Origin of the sequence: Neorhizobium sp. BETTINA12A (assembly GCF_023006485.1) — a bacterium.
Lineage (GTDB): Bacteria > Pseudomonadota > Alphaproteobacteria > Rhizobiales > Rhizobiaceae > Neorhizobium.
The window spans coordinates 1-7,065 of sequence record NZ_JALBGW010000209.1 but is presented as its reverse complement, the minus strand read 5'-3'; the positions used below and the strand labels follow the sequence as shown (position 1 = coordinate 7,065).

Genomic DNA, 7,065 nt, shown 5'->3' with positions numbered 1-7,065 from the left:
CCCGGTCTGCGACTTGCCGGAGCCGGATTCGCCGACGATGCCGAGCCGTTCGCGGCCGAGCGCGAAGGACACGCCCCGCACCGCCTGCACGTCGCCGGTACGGGTCGGGAAGGTGACGCGCAGATCCTCGACCGTCAGGAGCGGCTTGACTGACACCGTCATTGGCCTGCCTCCTTCGGATCGAGCGCATCGCGCAGGCCGTCGCCGAGCAGGTTGAAGCCGAGGCTGACGATCAGGATAGCAAAACCCGGCATGGCGGCGACCCACCATTGATCGAGGATGAAGCGGCGGCCTGAGGCGATCATCGCACCCCATTCAGGGAGCGGCGGCTGGGCGCCGAGGCCGAGGAAGCCGAGGCCCGCGGCGGTGAGGATAATGCCGGCCATGTCGAGCGTGACACGCACGATCAGCGATGAGACGCAGAGCGGCATGACGTGGCGCAGCACAATGCGGAAGGGCGAAGCGCCCATCAGCTTCACCGCCGAGATGAATTCCGAATTGCGGAAGGTCATCGTTTCGGCCCGTGCGATACGGGCATAGGGCGGCCAGGAGGTGACGGCGATGGCGAGAATGGCGTTCTCGATGCCGGGGCCGAGGGCTGCGACCAGCGCCAGCGCCAGCACGAGTTTCGGGAAGGCGAGGAAGATATCGGTGATCCGCATCAGCACCGCATCAACCCAGCCGCCGGCATAACCGGAGACCGTGCCGACGATCAGCCCGATCGGGGCTGCGATGATCGCCACCAGCACGACAACCAGCAGCGTCAGCCGCGAGCCGTAAATGAGCCGCGAGAGGATGTCGCGGCCCTGATCGTCGGTGCCGAGCAGATAGCCCGGCGAACCGAGCGGCAAGAGGCGGGAATTACGCAGGTCGCCCTGCACCGGGTTATGCGGCGCCAGCACGTCGGCGAACGCAGCCACCACCAGCAGCAGCACGATGATGGCAAGCCCCAGGAGGGCAAGCCGGTTCTCGGCGAACCGGCGCCAGATCACATAGGCGCGACCAAGCTGGGCCTGGCGGCGCGAGGCGGGTCGGTCGGACAGCAGCCATTCGCGGCTATAGGGCTTTGGGGTCTCGTCCAAGGCTATTGAGGGCCGGCTCATCGGTTTCGTGTCCTGGGATCAAGCGTCCGATACAGAAGATCGGAGAAGAGATTGATGCTGACGAAAACGACGCCGATGGCGATCGTTCCGCCGAGCACGGCATTCATATCGGCGTTCTGCAGCGAATTGGTGATATAGAGACCGAGCCCGGGCCAGGAGAAGATGGTTTCCGTCAGCACCGAACCCTCGAGCAGACCCGCATAGGACAGCGCGATGACCGTCACCAGCGGCACCGCCGCATTGCGCAATGCGTGGAACCAGATGATCCGCGTCTCCGACAGCCCTTTGGCCCGCCCCGCGACCACATATTCCTGCGCCAGTTCATTCAGCATGAAGGAACGAGTCATGCGGCTGATATAGGCGAGCGAGAAATAGCCGAGCAGCGACCCCGGCAGGATGATGTGACGGAACAGGTCCCAGGCCACGTCCCACTGGCCCTGCCAGATGGCGTCCAGAAGATAGAAGCCGGTAATCGGCGTAAACGTGTATTCGTAGACGATGTCGATGCGGCCCGGATAAGCAACCCAGTTGAGGCGCGCATAAAAGAGCACGAGCGACAGAAGGCCCAGCCAGAAGATCGGCACGGAATAACCGATCAGGCCGATCACGCGAACGATCTGGTCGGCGATGCTGCCCCGCTTGACCGCCGCCAGCACCCCGAGCGGCACGCCGATCAGCGCCCCGATGAGCGTGCCAATCGTGGCAAGCTCGATCGTCGCCGGGAACACCCGGGCGATATCGGCCATCACAGGATTGGTCGTCAGCACGGACGTACCGAAATCACCCGTCACGGCCTGTTTGAGATAGATCCAGAACTGCTGGTAGAGCGGCAGATTGAGACCCAGCTCTTCGCGCACCCTCTCTACGACATGCGCCGGCGCCCGGTCGCCCACGATAGCGAGCGCCGGATCGATCGGCACGACGCGGCCGATAAAGAAGGTGACGGCAAGCAGGCCGAGGAATGTGGTGGCCGCGGTCACGATGAACCGCAGCACTGCCATTGTGGAAGACGATGCACGGCGCCGTCTGCGCCGTGTCGCTGCTGTCGTATCGATCAAGGTCAAGGAAGCGGCCTTTCAGGCTATTCCTTCGACACCGTATAGACGAAGTTCGTATCGAAGCTCGGGCCAAGCTTGAAGTTCTTGAGCTTGGGCGAATAGCCGGCCACTTCCGTCTGCTGGAAGATGAGCACGAACGGGCTCTGCGCCAGAACCTTCCGCTGCAGGTCTTCGTAGATTGCGGCACGCTTGCCGGCATCCTTTTCGAGCAGCGCACCCTTGGCGGCGTCCGAGAGTTCCTTCGGAACCTCCCAGGCATTGCGCCAGGCAAGCGTCTTGGTCTTGCCCCCGTCCGAATTGTCGGGGTTGATCGTGAAGGTCTCGGCGTTTGAGTTCGGATCGAAATAATCCGAGCCCCACTGGCCGATATAGATGTCATGCGTCCGGGCGCGGAACTTGGTCAGCGTCTGCTTACCGTCGCCAGGGATGATCTCGAGCTTGATGCCGGCTTGCGCCAGCGTCTGCTGCACGCTTTCGGCAATGCCGGTCACCGGCTGGTTATTGCGCACATCCATGCTCACAGTGAAGCCGTCCTTGAAGCCAGCCTTTGCCAGCAACTCCTTGGCCTTGGCCACGTCCAACTTGTAGGGATTTTCGTTGAGCGCGCCGAGCTGGCCCTTGGGAAGGAACGTCTGGTGGATCTCGCCGATACCCTTGATCAGCGTCGCACCGATTGCCTCGTAGTCGACAAGATACTTGAACGCTTCAACCACTTCCGGCTTGGCGAGGTTCTTGTTCTTCTGGTTCAGGCTGAAGTAATAGACCGTACCCTTGGGTGCCGACGTGAGCCGGATGCCGTTCTTCTTCTGAACCGCATCGAGATCGCCCGGCTCCAGGTTGCGGGCAACGTCGATATCGCCGTTTTCAAGCGCCAGGCGCTGGCCCGAGCTTTCCTTCATGTGACGGTAGATAACCCGCTTCAGCTTCGGCTTTTCGCCGTAGTAGTTGGGGTTGGCCTCCATGATGACGGCTTCGTTTGCGCGCCAGGCCATCGTCTTGTAAGGACCGGAGCCGGCATAGCCGGTCTTCATCCATTCATTGCCGAAATCCGTGTCGTATTTATAGTCGGCATTCGGCGTTACCTTCTTGGCATGTTCCGTCACGACCTTCTTGTCGACGACGGAAGCGACCGTGGCAGTCAGCACGTTCAGCACGAAGCTCGGTGCATAGGGCTTGTCCACGGTGAATACGAAGGTCGTGTCGTCGGTGGCCTTGGCCTTGTCTGCGACATTGTCGCCCGTCAGGCCGAACTGGGTGAGCAGGAAGGCCGGCGACTTATCGAGCTTGACCGCGCGCTCGAAGGAATAGGCAACATCGGCGGCGGTGATCGGGTTGCCGGACGCGAATTTCAGGCCGGATTTCAGCTTGAACGTATATGTGAGGCCGTCGCTGGACGTGGTCCAGCTGTCGGCCAGGTCGCCGATCACCTTGGATGTATCGGCAGGGTCCAGCATGACGAGCTTGCTGTAGCAATTGGCCGTGATTTCGGCGGTCGACAACTCGAACGCTTCGCCCGGATCAATCGTGATGATGTCGTCGATCGCAAAGCCTTCGACAAGCGTATCGGCCGGCGTCGCGGCAAGGGCCTGCGGTGCCACCGATAGCAGCAGCCCGAGTGCCGCGCTGGTGGATAGCACTCGAAGGTTCTTGTTGAGCGAATGGATCATGTAAGTTCCCCTGTTTTTGTTCGTTGGACCTTTGGAAAGAAGCCTATTCGTGCCAGGCCTTCCCCAAAACTCTGAGCCAGTTTTCCCGGCATAGCTTTTTCAGCTCTGCGTCAGCGTAGCCCGCTCCCTTGAGCGCCGCAACCAGATTTTGATTGCCCGCAGCATCATGTATTTCTTCGGGAATCGAGGCGCCGTCGAAGTCCGATCCGAGCGCCACGTGATCGATGCCCATGCGCTGCACCATGTGGTCGATATGGCGCACCATGTCCGAAAGCGGCGTGGCAACATTGTCGCGCCCGTCGCGGCGCAGCATGGTCACGGCGTAGTTGAGACCGACGAGGCCGCCGCTCTCCTTGACGGCATCGAGCTGTTTGTCGGTGAGGTTGCGGGCGACCGGCGTCAGCGCATGCGCGTTAGAATGGCTGGCGATCAGCGGCTGGTGGGAAGTCTTGGCGACATCCCAGAACCCCTTCTCGGTGATGTGGGCGAGATCGATCAGGATGCCGAGCGTGTTGCAGGCCTTGACCAGTTCGAAACCGTGATCCGTGAGGCCCGGACCGGTGTCGGGAGACATCGGATAGGCGAAGGGCACGCCGTGGCCGAAGATGTTGTGGCGGCTCCAGACGGGCCCAAGCGAACGCAGGCCGGCGGCGTAGAAGACTTCGAGATTGTCGAGATCCGCATCGATCGCCTCGCAGCCTTCCATATGCATGACGGCGGCAAAAATGCCGTCGTCCATCGCCTTGGCGATATCGGTGGTCGAACGGCAGAGCCGCCAGGCGTCGGCGCGGTCGAGGCGGAGCGCGATCGACGCCATTTCGAGCGCGGTCGTCAGCGACGGAAGATGATCGAGCGGGACGGACAGCGGCGTGACGTAGTGACCGTGCTGATCGGGTTCCTTCAGAACCAGTTCGCCGGACGGGATATAGATGGCGCAGAGGCCGCCGGCGAGACCGCCGGCCTTGGCACGCGGCCCGTCGATATGGCCGTTCGGGGTGCCGTTTTCAAATTCGGCAATCGGGTTGCCACCCGCCTTCATGTTCCGCCAGAGCCGCAGGAGCACGTCGTTATGGCCGTCGAACACCAGTTCCATGAAGTCTATTCCCGATTTTCTTGTGAAAGTTCCAAGGTGAGCAATGCGCCGATCCTAGCCAGCCGCTCCTCTTTCGCAAGCCGGAAAACGCGTCAGGCCGTCCAGCTCCCCTCGCCCGCCTTCTTCAGCAGCGGGGTCCTGAAAACGCTTGTCACACGCGGCCGCCATTCTGCGCTAAACGCATCGAGCTTGTCGTGCCAGCGCTCCGATTGCAGCATGGCCGCACCGATGACCACCGGCTCGATGCCGAGCGAGGCCATCAGCGTCAGCCCGGAGACGATCGAGGTGCCGCTGGAAACCACGTCGTCGATCAGCGCCACGCGCCTGCCCTTGATCAGCGGCAGCATGCGTGGATCGGCATAGAGGCGCTTCTGCTGTTCGGGTGTAGTGATCGAGGAGAGCGGCACCGACAGGCTCTCGTCGTACCAGAATTTTCGCGAGGTCCCGAGCGGCACGTAGCGCAAGTGGCCGAGCGCGCGGGCGACGGCCGCCGCAAGCGTCAGGCCCAAAGTCGGCAGGCCGACGATCACTTCCGGGCGAAAGGCCGCGATCTTCGGCGCAAGGTCGGCGGCAAGCGCGTCCTGCACATCGAAACTCGCCTGGTTGATGATCAGGGAGGCGAGCGCATGCTCCCCGTCTGCAAGCGGCCGGATCGGCAGCCTGATCTGGCTGCCGTCATCGAGCGTAGCCGGGTAGAAGCCGGAAAACGGCCCCGCCCGATCGAACGAACCTGCCGGATGAACGTCCTGCCAGAAATCATGCGGCTGCATTCGCTTTTCCTATTCGAGAGTTTCGAGGATCGGCGATTCCAATAACGTGCCGGTGGCAACATCGGCAATGCCACGATCGGTCTGATGCGGGCCGAGATTGCAGGCAAGGGTCGCGCCGAAACAGGCCTTGAACACGAGATAAGGCGGCTGCCAGTCGACGAGACCATCCATGGCGGCGCGGATTTTCTGGAAACCTTCGGCCACCTCCGCCATCGGCGCCCCCGAGACGAGGCCGGAAAGCGGCAGCGGCAACAGGACTTCGACCTTGCCGCCGGTTGCCACCGCCATACCGCCGCCGGCTTCGATCACCGCATTGGCGGCGGCCGCCATATCGGCCGGGTCGGACCCGAAGACGGTGAGGTTATGGCTGTCATGGGCAAGCGTGGTGGCGAATGCGCCCTTCCACGTGCCCCAGCCGGTCAAAAACCCAAGACGGGTGCGGCTGTCGGCCCGGCCGTGGCGGTGGGTCACGGCGATCAACGTCGTGCCTTCCGGGGGTACCACGTAACCATCAACGACATCCGCATCCGTCTGCCCCCAGTTCGTGAAGCGCGGACGATCGATCGTCGCGAGCCTGACTTTGCGGCCCTTTGCTGGCAATTTGAAATCGTCCGCCTGAAGCGGCTTGAGCTTCACCGAATCCTGCAGAATGCAGGGATCGGCCGCATGGAGTTCGACCGTCATGCCGCCGTCACGCGCAATCAGCGTGCCGCTGGCAAAGACGTGGCGGGCACGGAAATCCGTGAGATCCTCGAAGAGGACGATATCCGCCCGGCGACCGGCGGCGATCAGGCCCAGATCGGCGCGGCCGATGCGGACGGAAGCATTGAGCGTCGCCGCCTGCAGCGCCCATTCCGGTTTCATGCCGTAACGCACCAGCCGGCGCACCACGTCGTCGAGGCCGCCGCCCTGAACGAGATCGTCCGGAAAGACGTCGTCGGTGCAGAGCGTCACCGTCTGCGGCAGGCGACCAAGGGTGTTGAGCGCCTCGACGAATTCCGGCAGCAGATGATCGTGGGATCCGCGCATCTCGATGGTCAGGCCCGCCCGCAGCTTGGCCATTAGGTCGGCAGCGGAGACGAGCTCGTGGTCGGAGGTGATGCCCGACGCCATGAAGGCCGTAAGGTCCGGCCCAGCCAGGCCGCGGGCATGGCCGCAGACCAGCTTTTCGGACACCAACGCCGCCTGCACGATGCCGCTCATACGCGGATCGCGGTCGATGACGCCGCGCATGTTCATGACCTCGGCAAGCCCACCGATCTTCGGCCAGAACAGCATTTCCTCGATCGTGGCCGCGTCTAAATCGGCGCCGGCCATTTCGAGGCCGGGCGCCGACGGCACGCAGGAGGGCGCCAGAACGACGGCACGCAGCGG

At 62.9% G+C, this 7,065-nt stretch carries 6 protein-coding genes and 1 pseudogene; all 7 read right to left on the bottom strand.

Features of this window, described 5'->3' with window-relative positions; all coding sequences use genetic code 11:
- Window positions 1–162 (bottom strand): annotated as a pseudogene (locus MOV61_RS27080) (ABC transporter ATP-binding protein); the annotation flags it as partial.
- Window positions 159–1,103 carry an ABC transporter permease gene (locus MOV61_RS27075; protein WP_247138799.1) on the bottom strand — a complete coding sequence of 315 codons (945 nt, stop codon included), beginning with the start codon at window positions 1,101–1,103 and terminating at the stop codon, window positions 159–161. The pseudogene MOV61_RS27080 and the gene MOV61_RS27075, both read right to left, overlap by 4 nt.
- On the bottom strand, window positions 1,100–2,104 hold the full coding sequence (locus MOV61_RS27070) for an ABC transporter permease (protein ID WP_408962438.1): 1,005 nt from the start codon (window positions 2,102–2,104) through the stop codon (window positions 1,100–1,102). Before MOV61_RS27070 ends, MOV61_RS27075 begins: the two co-directional genes overlap by 4 nt.
- An 80-nt stretch (window positions 2,105–2,184) precedes the next feature.
- Complete coding sequence (locus tag MOV61_RS27065; RefSeq protein WP_247031021.1) at window positions 2,185–3,828, bottom strand: ABC transporter substrate-binding protein; 1,644 nt, start codon at window positions 3,826–3,828, stop codon at window positions 2,185–2,187.
- Window positions 3,829–3,871: 43 nt separating this feature from the next.
- Window positions 3,872–4,921, bottom strand: a complete 1,050-nt coding sequence (locus tag MOV61_RS27060) for a dipeptidase (protein WP_247138798.1) — start codon at window positions 4,919–4,921, stop codon at window positions 3,872–3,874.
- A gap of 92 nt (window positions 4,922–5,013) precedes the next feature.
- A complete protein-coding gene (locus tag MOV61_RS27055) occupies window positions 5,014–5,691 on the bottom strand; it encodes a phosphoribosyltransferase (protein ID WP_247138797.1) in 678 nt (225 codons plus the stop codon).
- A gap of 9 nt (window positions 5,692–5,700) precedes the next feature.
- Window positions 5,701–7,065 (bottom strand): adenine deaminase C-terminal domain-containing protein (locus MOV61_RS27050; protein ID WP_247138796.1); only part of this gene is annotated, 1,365 nt, incomplete at its 5' end.

Bases quoted from the DNA above. Each gene is read 5' to 3' on its own strand.
- MOV61_RS27055 (WP_247138797.1), bottom strand. From the start codon at position 5,691: ATGCAGCCGCATGATTTCTGGCAGGACGTTCATCCGGCAGGTTCGTTC.
- MOV61_RS27065 (WP_247031021.1), bottom strand. From the start codon at position 3,828: ATGATCCATTCGCTCAACAAGAACCTTCGAGTGCTATCCACCAGCGCG.
- MOV61_RS27070 (WP_408962438.1), bottom strand. From the start codon at position 2,104: ATGGCAGTGCTGCGGTTCATCGTGACCGCGGCCACCACATTCCTCGGC.
- MOV61_RS27060 (WP_247138798.1), bottom strand. From the start codon at position 4,921: ATGGAACTGGTGTTCGACGGCCATAACGACGTGCTCCTGCGGCTCTGG.
- MOV61_RS27075 (WP_247138799.1), bottom strand. From the start codon at position 1,103: ATGAGCCGGCCCTCAATAGCCTTGGACGAGACCCCAAAGCCCTATAGC.